This window comes from Streptomyces sp. NPDC048560 (genome assembly GCF_040650955.1).
Classification (GTDB): Bacteria; Actinomycetota; Actinomycetes; order Streptomycetales; family Streptomycetaceae; genus Streptomyces.
Genome location: NZ_JBEZIJ010000011.1, coordinates 19,263 through 36,182 on the forward strand (window position 1 = coordinate 19,263; position 16,920 = coordinate 36,182).

The window sequence follows — 16,920 nt, forward strand, 5'->3', positions numbered from 1 at the left end:
GGCCCCGGCCGTTCGCGTGTGGCCGTGTTCCCGCTCATGGGCGTCCAGTTCCGGTTCAGCGGCCGTGGGGAGCGGGCCTCGCGTGCGGGACGTGCTCGCCGCCCAGTTCCACCGCCGCGCACCGCCAGCGGAGGTCGGTGCCGCGTTCCAGGCGGAAGGCCATGGCGCGGACCCGGTCGCCCGCGGTGATGCTCGCGAAGGCCTCGACGACCCCGGTGGCCGGCTGGGCTCCGTGGCAGTGCCGCAGTACGGGCCGGACGCCCTCCGCGCCGAACGGGCTGCTGGGCGCGAGTTCGGCGAGCTGGTCGTAGGCCTCGCCGATGGTGTGCCCGAGCATCCAGTGCACCGGGCGCCGGCCGCTGAGGACGGCGAGCAGACGCTCGGCGAACCACTGGTGCGGGCGGGGATGCCGTGCGGTCCGTTGCCGGATCTGTTGCGGGGGTACGGTGCCGGGCCTCCGCTGGTCGCGTCGTGCGGCGGGCCTGGTCTTGTCCATGCTCATGCTCATCGCCCCCGTGCTGTTCCGTGCCCGGAGGAATACCGGGCAGTAACTTCTGCTGCGGATCTTCTACGGGGGAGTCGGGGGGTGCCGCAAGCCGGGAAAAGGGCCTCTCCGGGGTGCCCGGAGATCACCTATCCGGGTGTCGGAGCCTGTGCCGTAAGGGCGCGGCGGGGGTGAGGGGCCGCTGCGGGGTGGACGAACGGGGACTGTTCAAGGACCCCAACGAGGGACCTCGCACGTATCCTGAGGACGTTTCCGACTACGAAAGCGGCCAGCCATGCGCGTGTACGTCCCCCTGACCCTCTCCGGTCTCGCCGCGGCGCACGGGGCGGGCGAAGTGGGCCCCGGACCGCTGACCGCCTATGCGGTGACGCCCGCGCTGCGCGAGTGGTACGTCTCGGACGACATCGAGGAGCTGGAGTACGCGGCGCTCAACCGGGCCGCGTCCGCCTCGCTGCGCATGATCGCCGGGAACCCCGTCGAGCCCCGGCGCAGGGTCGTCGTCGCGGTCGACGTACCGGACGGGGCGGCGGTCGCCGACCCCGATCACAGTCTGGACGGGGCGTCGCTCGGCGAGGTCCGGATCGAGGCCGCCGTGGCGCTGTCGAAGGCCGCGGCCGTGCATGTGGACGCCGACGACGCGGAGAAGGACGTGGCGGCCGCCGCGGCGGCGCTGGGAGCGGCTGACCTCGGCGACGACGACGCGCAGTTCACGGTGGACGGGGCCGAGGACCACGAGCTCCTGTGGTTCGGCGTCCAGGAGATCCCGAACCTGATCGGCTGACTGTCGGACCCGACGGGTACGTTCTCCGCATGGGGACGCGAGGGAATCACCGAACGCATCTGGTCTGGGACTGGAACGGCACACTGCTCGACGACATCGAGGCCATCATCGGTGCGACGAACGCGGCGTTCGCCGAGGTCGACCTCGCGCCGCTCACGCTGGAGCAGTACCGCGAGATGTACTGCGTGCCGATTCCCCTCTTCTACGAGAGGCTGCTCGGGCGGCTGCCCACCGACGCGGAGTGGGAGCGGATGGACGGCATCTTCCACCGCCACTACACCGAGCGGCGGGTCGGCTGCGGACTCACCCAGGGCGTCGAGGAACTGCTCTCGCAGTGGAGCCTGGCGGGGCGTAGTCAGTCCCTGCTGAGCATGTACGGGCACGAGGATCTGGTTCCCGTGGTCCGGGGGTACGGCATCGAGCGGCACTTCGTGCGGGTCGACGGGCGTACGGGACCGTCGGGCGGCAGCAAGGCGCTGCACATGGAGCGGCACTTCGCGGCGCTGGACGGGATCTCCCCGCTGCGGTCGGTGATCATCGGGGACGCGGTGGACGACGCGGTGGCGGCGGCGCACGTGGGAGCGCGGGCGGTGCTCTACACCGGCGGGTCGCACAGCAGGGCCAGCCTGGAGGCGGCCGGCGTGCCGGTGGTGGACAGCCTGGCCGAGGCGGTGTCGCTCGCCGAGCGCATGGCGGGCTGAACGGGGACGGTGCGGGGGTTGGGCGGCTGCGCGGCCTGCGGCCTCGCTTTGTCCTCAAACGCCGGACGGGCTTGATGCGGCCCGGTGTGCTGTCGGCCGACGGTTTGGTTCTGGGCAGGCGGATCTGGCGCCTTGCAGGTGGGTGCTGAGCGCGGGTGACGTGGCCTTTGGCCTTGCCCGCTTGTGCTTGCCCTCAAGCGCCGGACGGCTTGGTTTTGGTCCGGGGTGTTGTCGGCCGACGGTTTGGCTGTGGGTGGGGCGGACTTGCGGGCCGGGCGGGATAGCGGCTGAGTGCGGCCGCAGGCGGCTGGGCGGCCTGCGGCCTTGCTTTGTCCTCAAGCGCCGGACGGGCTCGGGTTGGGTTTTGGTCCTGTCTTCGGCCGCCGTTTGACGGTGCGCGGGCGGATCTGCCGACTTGTGGGTGGGTGCTGAGAGTGCGGCCTTGCACGCCCTGTGCTCGTCCTCAAGCGCAGGGTGGGCCTGGTTTGGCCCGGGGTGGTGTCTGCGTGTGGTGTGGCTGTGGGCGGGGCGGATCTGTGCCGGGTGGGACGGCGGCTGAGTGGGGCGGGGCGGCCGCAGGCGGCTGCGCGGCCTGCGGCCTTGCCTTGTTCTCGGGCGCCCGGACGTGCTCGCTGTGTCAGGGGAGCGGCGCCGCCGTGCGGAGTACCTTCAGGAACTCGCGCATCCAGGCCGGGTGGTCCGGCCAGGCACGGGAGGAGATCAGGGTGCCGTCCACGACCGCTTCGACGTCGTGGAAGACCGCGCCGACCGTCCGCATGTCCGGTTCGAGCGCCGGGTAGGCGGTGACCCTGCGGCCGGACAGGGCGCCGGTGGCCGCGGTGATCAGCGGGCCGTGGCAGATCTGGGCGACGGGCCGGTCGGAGTCGAAGAACGCCTGGACGATCTTGCGGAGCTCGGCGTTGTTGCGCAGGTACTCCGGGGCCCGGCCGCCGGGGATCACCAGCGCCACGTAGGAGCCCGGGTCGACGTCCGCGAAGGCGAGGTCGGCGGGCCAGGTGTAGCCGGGCTTCTCGGTGTACGTATCGAAGCCGGGTTCGAAATCGTGGACCACGAAGCGGAGCGTCTTGCGCTCGGGGGCGGCGATGTCGACCTCGTAGCCCTCCTCCAGCAGCCGTTGGTACGGGTAGAGGACTTCGAGGGACTCGGCCGCATCACCGGTGATGATCAGGATCTTCGCTGCCATGACTGGGCTCCCCACACGTCGAAGGGTGTCGAAGACCGGCCCGGACACGGGGTTCGGACGCCGGCTGACGCAGGGCGGGTGCCGTAAGGCGGATGCCGTGCGACCCGGACAGCCTGCCGGTCCTGGCGCGGTTCGCCAAGACGACGCGGCGCACTGTCCAAAGTGTCAAAGTTAGGACCCATCTTTTGTACACATACAGCTCATGACGGTGACGGGGGCAAGGGCGATAGCCTGGTGCCGTGATCAGCGCGATACGCCTCGGGGGCAGCGAAGCCCCCGTCCTGCGCCCGGAGTGCCTCAGTGCCCGGGCGATCCGCGCTCTCCGTATCCCGGACCGCCTGCCAAAAATGGCCAATATGGTCCTGGGTATCTCTCATTGCGGCATAGCGTCGACTCAGACCGGATACCCCGTGTCGTGGCGGTACGTCGTCTTTTTCACCTACGTCACGCAACGGCGCGCGACAGGAGCCAGAGGACATGCAGACCAAGCTGGACGAAGCCAAGGCCGAGCTGCTCGCACGGGCCGCCGAGGTAGCTGACAACAGCCCGGGCGGTGGTATCGGCGGGCCGGGGCACACGCCCCGGGTGCACGTTGCCGGGACGGGTGCCGGGACCGGACAGGGGGAGCGCCCGGGCCAGGGCGCTCTGCTCGCCTACCTCCAGCGCTACTACCTGCACACCGCTCCGGAGGACGTCAGCGGCCGGGACCCGGTCGACGTCTTCGGTGCTGCTTCCTCCCACTACCGGCTCGCCGAGAACCGGCCCCAGGGCACGGCGAACGTCCGGGTGCACACCCCGACCGTCGAGGAGAACGGCTGGACTTCCAGCCACTCCGTGGTCGAGGTCGTCACGGACGACATGCCGTTCCTCGTCGACTCCGTCACCAATGAGCTGTCACGGCAGGGTCGTGGCATCCACGTCGTGATCCACCCCCAGATCATCGTCCGCCGCGATGTCACCGGAAAGCTCATCGAGGTCCTCACCGACGTCAACGGCACCGGCCCGGCCCCCAAGGGCCGCAAGAACGCCAAGGGCGCCAAGGACGACAAGGCCGAGCTGCCGCACGACGCGCTCGTCGAGTCCTGGATCCACGTCGAGATCGACCGCGAGACCGACCGCGCCGACCTGAAGCAGATCACCGCCGACCTGCTGCGGGTCCTGTCCGACGTACGGGAGACCGTCGAGGACTGGGAGAAGATGCGCGACGCCGCTCTGCGCATCGCCGACGACCTGCCTGGCGAGCCGCTGGACGACCTGGCCGACGAGGAGGTCGACGAGGCCCGCGAGCTGCTGCGCTGGCTCGCCGCCGACCACTTCACCTTCCTCGGCTACCGGGAGTACGAGCTCCAGGACAGCGACGCACTCACCGCTGTCCCCGGTACCGGTCTCGGCATTCTGCGCGCCGACCCGCACCACACCGGCGAGGAGGCCCACCCGGTCTCCCCGTCCTTCGACCGGCTGCCCGCCGACGTCCGCGCCAAGGCCCGCGAGCACAAGCTGCTCATCCTGACGAAGGCCAACAGCCGGGCGACCGTGCACCGGCCCAGCTACCTCGACTACGTCGGAGTGAAGAAGTTCGACGCCGACGGCAACGTCATCGGCGAGCGCCGATTCCTCGGGCTGTTCTCCTCCGCCGCCTACACCGAGTCCGTGCGCCGGGTGCCCGTCGTCCGCCGCAAGGTCGCCGAGGTGCTCGAGGGCGCGGGCTTCTCGTACAACAGCCACGACGGCCGCGACCTGCTCCAGATCCTGGAGACGTACCCGCGCGACGAGCTGTTCCAGACGCCGCCCGACCAGCTCCGCTCCATCGTCACCTCCGTGCTCTACCTCCAGGAGCGCCGCCGGCTGCGGCTGTACCTGCGCCAGGACGAGTACGGGCGCTACTACTCCGCGATCGTCTACCTGCCGCGCGACCGCTACACCACCGGTGTGCGCCTGCGGCTCATCGACATCCTCAAGGAGGAACTGGGCGGCACCAGCGTCGACTTCACCGCCTGGAACACCGAGTCGATCCTCTCCCGGCTGCACTTCGTCATCCGGGTCCCGCCGGGCACGGAGCTGCCGCACCTCACGGACGCCGACACCGACCGCATCGAGGGACGGCTCGTCGAGGCCGCCCGCTCCTGGGCCGACGGCTTCCAGGAGGCGCTGAACGCCGAGTGCGGCGAGGAGCGCGCCGCCGAGCTGATGCGCCGCTACGGCCACTCCTTCCCCGAGGGTTACAAGGCCGACCACTCGCCGCGCGCGGCCGTCGCCGACCTGGGACACCTCGAGGCGCTCCAGCGGGGCGAGAAGGACTTCGCGCTCAGCCTGTACGAGCCCATCGGCGCCGTGTCCCGCGAGCGCCGCTTCAAGATCTACCGGACCGGCGAGCAGGTCTCCCTGTCGGCGGTCCTCCCGGTCCTCCAGCGACTCGGCGTCGAGGTCGTCGACGAGCGCCCGTACGAGCTGCGCTGCGCTGACCGTACGAGCGCGTGGGTCTACGACTTCGGACTGCGTCTGCCGCAGACCGACGGCGGCGACTACCTCGCCGACGACGCCCGGGACCGCTTCCAGGAAGCCTTCTCGGCCTCATGGACGGGCCTGGCCGAGAACGACGGCTTCAACTCCCTCGTGCTGGGCGCCGGACTCAACTGGCGCCAGGCCATGGTGCTGCGCGCGTACGCGAAGTACCTGCGCCAGGCTGGCTCGACCTTCAGCCAGGACTACATGGAGGACACCCTCCGCAACAACGTCCACACCACCCGGCTGCTGGTCTCCCTCTTCGAGGCGCGGATGTCGCCCGAGCGGCAGCGGGCCGGCACGGAGCTGACCGACGGGCTCCTGGAGGAGCTCGACGGTGCGCTCGACCAGGTCGCCTCGCTCGACGAGGACCGCATCCTGCGGTCCTTCCTCACCGTCATCAAGGCCACGCTGCGCACCAACTTCTTCCAGAAGGCGGAGGACGGCAAGCCGCACGGCTACGTGTCGATGAAGTTCGACCCGCAGGCCATCCCGGACCTTCCCGCGCCGCGGCCGGCGTTCGAGATCTGGGTGTACTCGCCGCGCGTCGAGGGTGTCCACCTGCGCTTCGGCAAGGTCGCCCGCGGCGGTCTGCGCTGGTCGGACCGGCGGGAGGACTTCCGTACGGAGATCCTCGGACTGGTCAAGGCGCAGATGGTGAAGAACACCGTCATCGTGCCGGTCGGCGCCAAGGGCGGCTTCGTCGCCAAGCAGCTCCCGGACCCGGCCGTCGACCGTGACGCCTGGCTGGCCGAGGGCATCGCCGCGTACAAGATGTTCATCTCGGCGCTGCTCGACATCACCGACAACATGGTGACCGGCGAAGTCGTGCCGCCCGCCGACGTCGTCCGCCACGACGAGGACGACACGTACCTGGTCGTCGCCGCCGACAAGGGAACCGCGAGCTTCTCCGACATCGCCAACGAGGTCGCCGTCGCCTACGGCTTCTGGCTCGGCGACGCGTTCGCCTCCGGCGGCTCCGCCGGTTACGACCACAAGGGCATGGGCATCACGGCCCGCGGCGCGTGGGAGTCCGTCAAGCGTCACTTCCGCGAGCTCGGCCACGACACCCAGACGCAGGACTTCACCGTCGTCGGTGTCGGCGACATGTCCGGTGACGTGTTCGGCAACGGCATGCTGCTCTCCGAGCACATCCGTCTCGTCGCGGCCTTCGACCACCGGCACATCTTCATCGACCCGAAGCCGGACGCCGCCACCTCGTACGCCGAGCGGCGCCGCCTCTTCGACCTGCCGCGCAGCTCCTGGGCCGACTACAACAAGGAACTGCTCTCCACGGGCGGCGGCATCCACCCGCGCAGCGCCAAGTCGATCCCGATCAACGCGCATGTCCGTGAGGCGCTCGGCATCGAGTCGGGGGTCACGAAGATGACTCCCGCCGACCTGATGCAGAACATCCTCAAGGCCGACGTCGACCTCCTGTGGAACGGCGGCATCGGTACGTACATCAAGTCGTCGCACGAGTCGAACGCGGACGTCGGCGACAAGGCCAACGACGCGATCCGCGTCGACGGCGAGGTCCTGCGGGCCAAGGTCGTGGGCGAGGGCGGCAACCTCGGCGCGACCCAGCTCGGCCGCATCGAATTCGCCCGCAGCGGTGGCCGTATCAACACCGACGCGATCGACAACAGCGCCGGTGTGGACACCTCCGACCACGAGGTGAACATCAAGATCCTGCTCAACGGGCTCGTCCGCGACGGTGACATGACCGTCAAGCAGCGCAACAAGCTGCTCGCCGAGATGACCGACGAGGTCGGCCGGCTGGTGCTGCGCAACAACTACGCGCAGAACACCGCGCTCGCCAACGCCTGCGCCCAGGCACCGTCGCTGCTCCACGCCCACCAGCGCTTCATGCGCCGGCTGGGTCGTGACGGGCACCTGGACCGGGCGCTGGAGTTCCTGCCCAACGACCGGCAGATCCGCGAACTGCTGAACGCCGGGAAGGGGCTCAGCCAGCCCGAACTGGCCGTGCTGCTCGCGTACACGAAGATCACGGTGGCCGACGAGCTGATCTCCACGAGCCTGCCGGACGACCCGCATCTGCAGAAGCTGGTGCACGCGTACTTCCCCAAGCAGCTGTGGGAACGCTTCCCCGAGGCCGTCGACGGGCACGCGCTGCGGCGCGAGATCATCACGACCGTGCTGGTCAACGACACGGTGAACACCGGTGGTTCGACCTTCCTGCACCGTCTGCGGGAAGAGACCGGGGCGTCGATCGAGGAGATCGTGCGGGCGCAGGCAGCGGCCCGCGAGATCTTCGGCCTGGCCCAGGTGTGGGACGCCGTCGAGGCGCTCGACAACCAGGTCGACGCGGACGTCCTCACCCGGGTGCGGCTGCACTCGCGCCGCCTCGTCGAGCGCGGCTCGCGCTGGCTGCTGGGCAACCGGCCGCAGCCCGTCCAGATCGCCGAGACGATCGAGTTCTTCCGGGACGGGGTGGAGCAGGTCTGGGGCCAGCTGCCCAAGATGCTCATGGGTGCGGACCAGGAGTGGTACCAGTCGATCCGGGACGAGCTCACCTCGGTGGGTGTCCCGGACGAGCTGGCGACGCGGGTCGCCGGATTCTCCTCCGCGTTCCCGGCGCTGGACATCGTGGCGATCGCGGAGCGCACGAGCAAGGACCCGCTGGCGGTCGCGGAGGTCTACTACGACCTGGCCGACCGGCTGCGGATCACTCAGCTGATGGACCGGATCATCGAGCTGCCGCGGGCCGACCGCTGGCAGTCCATGGCCCGTGCGTCCATCCGCGAGGACCTGTACGCGGCGCACGCCGCGCTCACGGCGGATGTGCTGGCCGTGGGGAACGGGTCGTCGACGCCGCAGGAGCGCTTCGCGGCGTGGGAGGAGAAGAACGCGGCGATCCTGGCGCGGTCGAGGTCCACGTTGGATGAGATCCAGAGCTCGGACGCGTTCGATCTGGCGAATCTGTCGGTGGCCATGCGGACAATGCGGACGTTGCTGCGGACGCGCACGTAGTCGGTGGGCGGTGGTGGACGCCCTGGTCCACCTTGTCCTCAAGCGCCGGACGGGCTTGGTTTTGCCGTCCGGCGGTTGGGGGCGCGGGTTGGTGATGTCCTCAAGCGCCGGACGGGCTGGGGGGTGCTGGGCGGTGTGGTTTGCCGTCCGGCGGTGAAGGGGCTCGGGTTGCTTGTCCTCGAGCGCCGGACGGACGGGCTGTGGCTGGGGCGCTGGTGCGGGGGTCAGCGTTTCTTGGGGGGCTTCGTGAAGCGTTCGTAGGCCGCTACCACTTCCTGGGCCGGGCCGTCCATGCGTAGCGTGCCTGATTCCAGCCACAGTGCCCGGTCGCACGTCTCGGTGATCGACTTGTTGCTGTGGCTGACCAGGAACACCGTGCCCGCCTCCTGGCGCAGTTCCTTGATCCGGTCCTTGCTGCGGCGCTGGAATCTGGCGTCGCCCGTGGACAGGGCCTCGTCGATCAGCAGGACGTCATGGCTCTTCGCGGCGGCGATGGAGAAGCGCAGTCTGGCTCCCATGCCGGACGAGTACGTCCGCATCGGCAGCGTGATGAAGTCGCCCTTCTCGTTGATGCCGGAGAAGTCGACGATGTCCTGGTAGCGCTCGCGGATCTGCCGGCGCGTCATGCCCATCGCGAGTCCGCCCAGGACGACGTTGCGCTCGCCGGTCAGATCGCTCATCAGCGCGGCGTTCACACCGAGCAGCGAGGGCTGGCCCTGGGTGTGGACCCGGCCGCGGGTCGGTGGGAGCAGGCCCGCGACGGCCTTCAGGAGCGTCGACTTCCCGGAGCCGTTGGAGCCGATCAGGCCGATGGCCTCGCCCCGGTACGCGGCGAAGCTGACGCCCTTCACGGCGTGCACCTCCCGCGCTCCCGGGCTCTTCCCGCGCGACACGAGCCGGCTCAGCGCCGAGGTGGCGCTGCCCCTGCCGGTACGGGCGCCGTGCACGGTGTACGTGATGTGGACGTCGTCCACGACCACGGTCGGAACTCGCATGTCGGGTGTCTCAGCCACGTCCGTACCGCTCCTCGGCCTTCCAGAAGTACACGAAACCGCCGACCGCGCAGACGAGCGCCCAGCCCGTCGCGATCGCCCACACGTGGTCGGGCAGCTGACCGGCGGTGAAACTGTCGATGAGGGCGAACCGCATCAGGTCGATGTAGACGGCCGCCGGATTGCACTCCAGCGCCACCACCACCGCGTGCGGGACCCGGTCGCTCGACAGGTGCGTGTCCAGGCTCCACATCACGCCCGACGCGTACATCCACGTGCGCAGGACGAACGGCATGAGCTGGGCGATGTCCGGGGTCTGGGCGGCGAGCCGCGCCACGACCATGGAGACCCCCGTGTTGAACAGGGCCTGGAGGGTCAGTGCCGGGACGGCCAGCAGCCAGGACGGCTGGGGGAACTGGCCGAACGCGAGCAGGATGAGGAACAGGACCCCGAGGGAGTACAGGAGCTGCTGGAGCTGCTGCAGGGCGAGCGCGATCGGCAGCGAGGCCCTCGGGAAGTGCAGGGCCCGTACGAGACCGGTGTTGCCGCTGATCGCCCGGGTGCCCGCGGTGATCGTGCTGCTGGTGAAGGTCCAGATGAAGACGCCGGTGACCAGGAACGGTACGAAGTCGGCGACCCCGTTCCTGGTGTCCATCAGGACGCCGAAGATGAAGTAGTAGACCGTCGCGTTGAGCAGCGGCGTCATGATCTGCCAGATCTGGCCGAGCTTCGCCTGGCTGTACTGGGCGCTGAGCTTGGCCCCGGCGAACGCGGTGATGAAGTGCCGGCGCCCCCACAGTTGCCCGATGTACGACCTCAGCGAGGGCCTGGCCCCGCTGACGGTCAGCCCGTGCCGGGCCGCGAGTGCGGCCAGCTCGCCCGGTGCGTGGGCCGGGGGTGGGGTGGGGGCGGCTGATTCCACGGGCGCCGGAGGCGCTGCTGTCTGGCTCACCACGATCGCTTTCGATGGGGGGCTGTGACGGGCTGGCGACGGGACGGAACCGTATCGTCGCAACGCTGACAGTAGGACGCTTCTACGTCGCAACGCAACCGTTTCGTCGTTACGGACTATCATTTCGCCCATGGCCACCGATCCAGGAACCCGACGCCGCACCCCGGCGGGCGCAGCCGTGCTGCGCGAGGACGTGACCGACGCGATCCGCGCCGCGGTCTTCGAGGAGCTGGCCTCGGTCGGATTCGCCCGGATGTCGATCGAGGGCATCGCCCGGCGCGCGGGCGTCGGCAAGGCGGCCGTCTACCGACGCTGGAAGTCCAAGCTCTCGCTCGTCCTGGACCTGGTCTCGGCGGTCGCCTCGCAGGGGATGCCCGCACCGGCCACCGGCTCGCTGTACGGGGATGTCCGCGCCGTACTGGAACTGGCCGCGTACGCGCTGCGCCACCCGGTCGCCTCGCAGGTCATCCCCGATCTGCTGGTCGAGGCGGCACGCAATCCGGAGATCTCCGACGCGATCAAGGCCGCCCTGCTCGACCAGCAGCAGGGCGTGGCCGCCGTCGTCGTACGCGAGGCCGTGGCCCGGGGAGAGCTCCCCGAGGGCAGCGATCCGGACCGCGCCCTCGACCTCATCGTCGGCCCGCTGTACTGGCGCCTGGCCGTGGTCCGCGGCGACCTGCCCAAGGGTTACCTGGACGACCTCGCGGCCTCCGCGGTCGCCGCGCTGCGCGCGAGCTGACCGCGGAGCGCCCGGTTCCGGCGCCCGGGTGTCACGACTCCCGCGCCAGCAGCCGGTCGGCGACCCGGGCAGCCGCGCCGCCGTCGTCCAGGTCGCAGTAGTCCGTGCGGAAGCTCTCGTACGCGTCCGCGTGCCGTGCCGCCACCTCGTCCGTGGTGTGCAGCGCCTGCGCCACCTCGCCGGTCGTGACGAGCAGCGGGCCCGGCGCCCGAGTCTCGAAGTCCAGGCAGAAACCGCGCACGGTGTCCCGGTAGTGCTCCAGGTCGTAGGTGTGGAAGAGCATCGGGCGGCCGGTGTGCGCGTAGTCGAACACCAGGCCCGCATAGTCCGTGACCAGGACATCGGCGATCAGGAGCAGCTCGGCGGTGTCCGGGTGCCCCGACACGTCGAGCACGCCGGGACCGGTCGGCACGCTGCCCGTGACCAGGGGGTGGCGTCGCACCAGGACCGTGTGGCCCGCGCCGAGCGACCGCGCCAGGGAGGCCGTGTCGAGCGCCGGGTCCCAGCGGTACGGCCCGGGGCGGTGTCCTGAGGAAGCCGTGCGGTCATGGGCCAGGTGGTCGCGGTACGTCGGTGCGTGGAGCACGACCCGGACGCCGTCCGGGACGCCCAGGCGGCGCCTGACCAGCTCGGCCGTCTTCTCCCGGTCGGGCGCGAACAGCAGGTCGGCGGCGGGTGAGCCCGCTTCCAGGACCTCGCCCCCGTACGCGAGCGCGCGGCGCAGGTGCGCGGTGGCGAACCGGCTCGGGGAGACGAGCACCGACCACTGGGCCGAGCGGTGGGGCAGGGAGGCGAGGACGTGGTGGTCGGCGTACAGGCTGCCGTCGAGGTCCGTGCCGAAGCGGCCGAGCGGGGTGCCGTGCCAGGTCTGCACGACCGTCTGGCCGGGGCGGCGCTCGAACCACTCGGGCAACTGGTCGTCGGTCACGATGCGCCGGGCCCGCGCCAGCGCCTCGTACCAGGCGGCGCTGTACTCGACGACGGGGACCGCCGTGGCCGGTACGTGCGCGGCCCTCCCCGCCCGCCCCGCCGTGACCCAGAGGTGCTCGACGTCGGTGCCGCGCCGCACCAGTTCCGCGTGGACGGCGCGGGGGGAGTCGCCGCCCGTGTACAGGACGGCGTCGCGCAGGGGGAGGGCGCGTCTCTCCTGGTAGGCGGTGCGCAGCAGACGCCGGCGGTACGCGCCCCGCTCGGCTACCGGCAGGGCAGGGCCTGCGTGCAGGGTCAGCCGGTCGCCGTGGCGTCGTTCCAGGGTCGGCCCGCCCTCGTCACCGGGGCGGTGAAGAGGGAGGCGGGCGGTGAGTGATGCCGTGGCCCGTGCGGGGAAGCCGTCCAGGCGCAGGTCCCAGTGGCCCTCCTGGAGTGCGGCGGCGACGAGTTCGCGGGGCACGGTCGCGGTGAAGCGGCCGTCCTGCCGCGTCACCGGGACGGTCGCCGTCTCACGAAGGGCCTCGTGGCGCAGGACCAGCTCGGCGCCCGTCCCCCGGCCCTCGATGTGCAGGGCGCCGTCGGACGTCCACCGTGCGCCGTCGATGACCGGCAGCCCGCTCACGTCCACCACCAGCTCACCCGCCGGGCAGGCCGTGGCGGGCGGTGGCAGATCGGGCGCGGCGGCGAGCGGGACCCGGCTGCCGTCGGAGAGCAGCAGCAGGGCCCGCCACCGGGCGCCGGCCTCCGGTTCCACTTCCGGGGGAGCCAGGTGGCGCGGCGGAGGTACGGCGGCGAGTTCCGTGAGCGGAATCCGCACGGTGAATCGCCCGTCGTCCCCGTACTCCACCGGGCAGGTCCGCTCCTCCGCGGTGCCTTCCAGGGCGAGCAGTAGCGTCTCCGGACGCGCACCGCCGTACCGCTGTCCCGTCAGCCTCAGAGTTCCGCTTCCACTGTCGTGCGTCTGTGCGAGTGCGGGCAGCTGGGACACGGCGATTTCCAGCCGGCCGTCCCGGTAGCCGAGGACCGCCCGCCGCCCGTCACCCAGATCCCGGACGAGCGGCTGGGCCGAGGCGGCATCCACGGCCCGTACGGCGGCGCGCCGCACGACGCCGTGGCTGGTCACCACCATGCCCACCAGCCAGCGGCCCGGCCGGAGTGTGCGCGGGTCGATGACCATCTCGAAGCCCGACCGGTCGTAACTGTGCAGCTCCTGGGCGGAGTGCACGGTCGCGCGGGGCTCGGTGACCGACCGCACGGGGACGGTCCGCAGCTGCCTGCCCTCCGCCGACCGCAGCATCCCCCACTTCAGCGAACGAACGGCCGTGTCGGACGGGAGGTTGCGGATGTACGCGTACCCGCGCAGCCCGAGCCGCCCGTCCGTGCGCCACGCGGCACCCAGCAGCCGTGCCACCGCCGGAAGATCGGACCGGCCGAGCCGCGACTCGCCGTGTGTGACGCCCGGATGGACGGCCCGGCGCCTGCCGGGCAGACCCTCGACGGTGAACGTGCCCGCCCCGTTGGTCCGTTCGAACGCGAGGAGTGCCAGCAGGTCCTCCAGCCTGCGCTCGCGTACCAGCCGCCACTTGACCCGCAGTTCCACCGGAAGCCCGTCGAGGGCGGAGCTGCCCGCCCGGTCGAGGAAGGCGCCCGCGTCGGCCATGAACGCGGCGCGGTAGGCGGCGCTGCCGAGCGTCATCCCCTCCAGGAAGTAGAGGAAGTCGTCGCGCAGGCACGACACGTCGTAGTGTCGCCGCTGCGTCGCGTCCCGGCCCGCGAGGAACGCGCTGACCTGCTCACACGCGGCGATCCTGTCCCGTACGCCCGTCACGTCCGTGCGCCGCCGGGTGATCGAGCCTTCCCGTACCCGCCAGTGGTAGACGTGCTCGCGCAGCACGTCCACCGAGCCGGCGAGGTAGTGCGCCGGGATCATCACCGGCGTGTCCTCGTACAGCTTCCCCTCGGGGAAGGCGAAGGAGTGGCGGTCCCAGAAGGAGCGCCGGAACACCTTGTTCCAGGCGACCCGGTCCGCGAGGAGGCGGGTGTCGCGCGTGATGTGGGTCCGGGTGCGGGTGGCGGTCAGCCACCGGTACTGCCATGCCTGCTGCCTGCCCCGCTCGGTCAGCCGCCAGACGTTGCCGGTCACCAGGTCCGACCCTGTGGACTCCAGGGACGCGACCATCCGTTCGTAGGCGTCGTGGACGAGGACGTCGTCGCTGTCGGCGAACGCGAGGTACGGAACGCCGGGAGTGGTGTGGCGCACCCCCGTGTTACGGGCCGCGCTGAGCCCCGCGTTGGACTGGTGGACGCACCGGAAGCGGCTGTCGTGCGCCGCGAACTCCTCCGCGATCCGACGGCTGCCGTCCGTGGAACCGTCGTCGACGAGCACCACCTCGATCGCTTCGAGGGACTGCCCGGCGAGTGACCGCAGGCACTGCTCCAGCCACTCCTCGACGTTGTGGACGGGGACGACGACGCTGAGCAGAGGCTTCATGGTCATGCTCAACCGGGGTGGGCGCCCCGAGTCACCGGCACTGACCCGAACGGGTGAAGGGAAGGGCCGGATCGCGCACCGGCGCGATTACGCTCGGCTGCCATGCTCCTCAGTGTTGTCATGGCCGTCCCCCGCGGGCCGGGATACCTGCGCGCCGCCGTGGACTCCGTACTGGACCAGCCCGTACGGGAGTTGGAACTGATCCTGCTCGGCACCGAGGCCCCGGGGCTCTCCGACGCCTTCGCCGCCGTCGCGGCCGAGTACCTGGAGCGCGACACCCGGGTGAGGGTCCTGCCCCCCGCGGGACAGCTCACGGTGGGCGGAGCCCGAAACGCCGGGGCCGGGGAGGCGCGCGGCGACCACCTGCTCTTCCTCGACGGTGACGACCTGCTCCTGCCGGGCGCACTGGCGCCGGTCGCCGCGCTGTTGGAGAAGGACCGCCCGGACGTGCTGCGGCTGGGTCACGACCGCCTCGACCGCTGGGGCGAGGTCCGGCCAGGCGCGCCGGACGCCGTCCCCGCCGCCCGCAACCAGCTCTTCCGGCGCTCCTTCTGGACCGTCCACGGGCTCCGCTTCACCGACGGCCCGCACGAGGACGTCCTCCCGGTCCGGCGCGCGCACCTGCTGGCGTCCGAGGCGGGAACACTCGCCACCCTGGACCGGATCTGCGTCCGCCACCGCCTCATCGGCGCGTGGCAGGGGAGCGGCGCGCTCATCGACGCGTACGGCCGGCTGCTCACCGAGTCCGGCGACGACCCCCGGACCGGAGCCGCCCGCACGGCCCACCTCCGCGCCCTGCTCGAAGAACCCCCGGACGTCCCCGGCGCCGTCCCCGCACACGACCGGGCCGTCCTGTTCCGCGCCGCCGGCCTCCCAGGCAGCTACGCGGCCCACCGCGCGCGGACCGCCGCCCGCACCGCCCGCGCCCGCCTCCCCGCCGCCCTGCTCCGGCGCCGGAAGGCGCTTCGCGCCCGCGTCCTGCGCACCGCCTACCGGGCCGACCTGCGGCGGCCGCTCGACCCCTGCCTCGCGGTGTACGGGGCGTACTGGAACCGTGGGGTCGCCTGCAATCCCGCCGCCATCCACGCCAAGGCCCTCGAACTCGCCCCGCACATCCAAGGCGTCTGGGTCGTCTCCTCGCGCCACCGCGACCGGGTGCCCCCGGGGGTGCCGTACGTGATCGAGGGCTCCCGCGCCTACTGGCGGACCATGGCCACCGCCACGTACCTGATCAACAACTCCAGCTTCCCCGGCGGCTTCACCAAACGCTCCGGGCAGCTCTACCTCCAGACCCACCACGGGACCCCTCTGAAGACCATGGGCCTCGACCAGCGCGACTACCCCGCCCTCACCAACGGGATCAGCTTCGAACGGATCGTCGCCCACACCGACCAGTGGGACTACAGCCTGTCCGCCAACCCCCACAGCACCGAGATCTGGGACCGCGTCTACCCGTCCTCGTACGAGCACCTGAACCTCGGATATCCGCGCAACGACGTCTTCTTCACCGCCACCGCCGAGCGGACGGCGGAGATCCGCGCCGGACTGGGCATCGCCCCCGGGCAGAAGGCGCTGCTGTACGCGCCGACCCACCGCGACTACCGCAAGGGCTTCCTGCCCCGGCTCGACGTGGACCTCCTCGCCCGCGAACTGGGGCCCGACTACGTCCTGCTGGTGCGCGCGCACTACTTCTACGGGCGCACGGCGGGACTTCCCGGCGCCGGGCACGGCCGCGTCGTCGACGTCACAGGCCACACAGGCATCGAGGAACTCTGCCTGGCGTCAGACGCGTTGATCACGGACTACTCCTCGCTGATGTTCGACTACGCCTGTCTGGACCGCCCGATCATCGGCTACGCACCCGACTGGGACGCCTACCGTGCCTCGCGCGGCACCTACTTCGACCTGCTCTCCGGGCGGCCGGGGGAGACACCCGGGGTGATCGCCACCAGCCAGGAGGAACTGCTGGAGGCACTGTGCGGCGGCGCGTGGGACTCCGGGCCGGCGAAGGTGCTGCGCAAGGCGTTCCGTGACCGGTTCTGTCCGTACGACGACGGGCGCGCGGCGGAGCGCGTGGTGCGGCGGTTCCTCCTGGGGGAAGGGTCACCCTGAGGCCCGCATCACTCGAA

The 16,920-nt window shown here is 71.1% G+C and carries 10 protein-coding genes; 5 read left to right on the forward strand and 5 right to left on the reverse strand.

From position 1 onward, the window contains the following. Positions 1 to 55: 55 nt before the first annotated feature. Positions 56 to 502 carry an Rv3235 family protein gene (locus tag AB0C82_RS27185; protein ID WP_362846706.1) on the reverse strand — a complete coding sequence of 149 codons (447 nt, stop codon included), beginning with the start codon at positions 500 to 502 and terminating at the stop codon, positions 56 to 58. Positions 503 to 779: 277 nt separating this feature from the next. Between AB0C82_RS27185 and AB0C82_RS27190 the strand changes: the two genes are divergently transcribed. Continuing rightward, entirely contained in the window at positions 780 to 1,286 is a 507-nt protein-coding gene (locus AB0C82_RS27190) for a hypothetical protein (RefSeq protein WP_362846708.1), read from the forward strand. 29 nt (positions 1,287 to 1,315) lie between these two features. Beyond that, positions 1,316 to 1,987, forward strand: a complete 672-nt coding sequence (locus AB0C82_RS27195; protein ID WP_362846710.1) for an HAD hydrolase-like protein — start codon at positions 1,316 to 1,318, stop codon at positions 1,985 to 1,987. A gap of 637 nt (positions 1,988 to 2,624) precedes the next feature. Here AB0C82_RS27195 and AB0C82_RS27200 read toward each other — a convergent pair. After that, positions 2,625 to 3,191 (reverse strand): DJ-1/PfpI family protein, encoded by a 567-nt coding sequence (locus tag AB0C82_RS27200; protein ID WP_362846712.1) that lies wholly within the window; start codon positions 3,189 to 3,191, stop codon positions 2,625 to 2,627. Positions 3,192 to 3,668: 477 nt separating this feature from the next. Between AB0C82_RS27200 and AB0C82_RS27205 the strand changes: the two genes are divergently transcribed. Continuing rightward, the gene (locus AB0C82_RS27205) at positions 3,669 to 8,687 is read left to right on the forward strand and encodes an NAD-glutamate dehydrogenase (RefSeq protein ID WP_362846714.1); all 5,019 of its coding nucleotides are present in this window, start codon (positions 3,669 to 3,671) and stop codon (positions 8,685 to 8,687) included. 224 nt (positions 8,688 to 8,911) lie between these two features. On the opposite strand, the gene AB0C82_RS27210 is transcribed toward AB0C82_RS27205, so the two are convergent. Continuing rightward, complete coding sequence (locus AB0C82_RS27210) at positions 8,912 to 9,682, reverse strand: ABC transporter ATP-binding protein (RefSeq protein WP_362847211.1); 771 nt, start codon at positions 9,680 to 9,682, stop codon at positions 8,912 to 8,914. Positions 9,683 to 9,692: 10 nt separating this feature from the next. After that, positions 9,693 to 10,634 carry an ABC transporter permease gene (locus AB0C82_RS27215; protein ID WP_362846716.1) on the reverse strand — a complete coding sequence of 314 codons (942 nt, stop codon included), beginning with the start codon at positions 10,632 to 10,634 and terminating at the stop codon, positions 9,693 to 9,695. Positions 10,635 to 10,761: 127 nt separating this feature from the next. On the opposite strand from AB0C82_RS27215, the gene AB0C82_RS27220 reads away from it, so the two are divergent. Continuing rightward, positions 10,762 to 11,370, forward strand: a complete 609-nt coding sequence (locus AB0C82_RS27220) for a TetR/AcrR family transcriptional regulator (RefSeq protein ID WP_362846718.1) — start codon at positions 10,762 to 10,764, stop codon at positions 11,368 to 11,370. 31 nt (positions 11,371 to 11,401) lie between these two features. Here AB0C82_RS27220 and AB0C82_RS27225 read toward each other — a convergent pair whose 3' ends face one another. Further along, positions 11,402 to 14,791 carry a CDP-glycerol glycerophosphotransferase family protein gene (locus AB0C82_RS27225; protein WP_362847214.1) on the reverse strand — a complete coding sequence of 1,130 codons (3,390 nt, stop codon included), beginning with the start codon at positions 14,789 to 14,791 and terminating at the stop codon, positions 11,402 to 11,404. Between the two features lie 102 nt (positions 14,792 to 14,893). Between AB0C82_RS27225 and AB0C82_RS27230 the strand changes: the two genes are divergently transcribed. Next, a complete protein-coding gene (locus AB0C82_RS27230) occupies positions 14,894 to 16,903 on the forward strand; it encodes a CDP-glycerol glycerophosphotransferase family protein (protein WP_362846720.1) in 2,010 nt (669 codons plus the stop codon). Positions 16,904 to 16,920: the final 17 nt, after the last annotated feature.